Raw genomic sequence first — 385 nt, forward strand, 5'->3', positions numbered from 1 at the left:
TTTGTTCGATGTGACACAAGCGGACTTGAACTGGGAAAACGAAGAGCTGCGCCGCCGCATTTATGACATGATGCATTTTTGGCTCAAAAAAGGAGTGGACGGCTTTCGGCTTGACGTCATCAACTTGTTGTCAAAAGACCAGCGCTTCCCGGATGATGACGGTTCGGTGCCGCCGGGGGACGGGCGCCGCTTTTATACGGACGGACCGCGCATTCATGAGTTTTTGCAAGAGATGAACCGCGAAGTGTTTTCGAAATATGACGTCATGACGGTCGGGGAAATGTCGTCGACGACGATCGATCATTGCATCCGCTACACGAACCCGGAAAACCACGAGCTCAATATGACGTTTAACTTTCACCACTTGAAGGTCGATTACCCGAAC

The 385-nt window shown here is 51.2% G+C and carries 1 protein-coding gene; it reads left to right on the forward strand.

Going from position 1 to position 385, the window contains the following annotated elements; translation table 11 throughout:
* Positions 1–385 (forward strand): alpha-amylase family glycosyl hydrolase (locus LD028_RS08640; protein WP_237811570.1); only part of this gene is annotated, 385 nt, incomplete at both ends.

The sequence above is a fragment of the Anoxybacillus sp. LAT27 genome (genome assembly GCF_022030075.1).
Taxonomy (GTDB): domain Bacteria; phylum Bacillota; class Bacilli; order Bacillales; family Anoxybacillaceae; genus Anoxybacillus; species Anoxybacillus kestanbolensis.